Below are 667 nucleotides of genomic sequence, written 5' to 3' on the forward strand. Positions count from 1 at the left end.
AAACACACTTTTGATAATATTATTCACTTCATTTTTCATCCAATCTTATTCACAAGATTTTGGAGAAATAAAACTTGACTCAAAACTTCAAGTTCGATATTCTGACACTATACAGAACATTGGAGAAAGAATAAGTGGAAAGTGGAAATATCTTGGAAAAAGAAAAGGCGGAATTTTGAGCGATACGTTATATGTAAGTTTTAGTAATAATACAAAGACGACAGTTATCGTTGAAAACGGAATCGTCTTTGAATTAGCAAACGGAAAAAGAAAAAAAGCGGATTATTATTCAGAAACGACTTATGAATTTAAAAATGGAAATGGATTTTACTCAAGTGAAAAAAAATATCTAAAAAGTGACATTATTGAAATTACTAGTTGCCAACCAATTCCTGAATTAATTTTTTACAAGGAAAAGTTCGGAATTCTTTTTATTGCAATGGATGGACAAAATTTTGAACCAATTCGTGAATTAAACTCTAATAATCTGATTTTCGAAAACGGAGAAGAATATCAAAAAATTGAATAAATACGTATGCTAACACCGCGTATAATTAATTGCTTGTTTTAAGACTACTTACGAACATTCCTGCGGAATATTCTATCTGTGATTTATTTGCTAACTTAGTTACTTAAATCACGCAACTAACCATACACAATCACGTTG

Annotated in this window: 1 protein-coding gene; it reads left to right on the plus strand. The window is 29.5% G+C overall.

Going from position 1 to position 667, the window contains the following annotated elements:
• Window positions 1-529 (plus strand): hypothetical protein (locus CXF54_RS12930; protein WP_157823460.1); only part of this gene is annotated, 529 nt, incomplete at its 5' end.
• Window positions 530-667: the final 138 nt, after the last annotated feature.

The sequence above is a fragment of the Olleya sp. 1-3 genome (assembly GCF_002836085.1).
GTDB lineage: Bacteria > Bacteroidota > Bacteroidia > Flavobacteriales > Flavobacteriaceae > Olleya > Olleya namhaensis.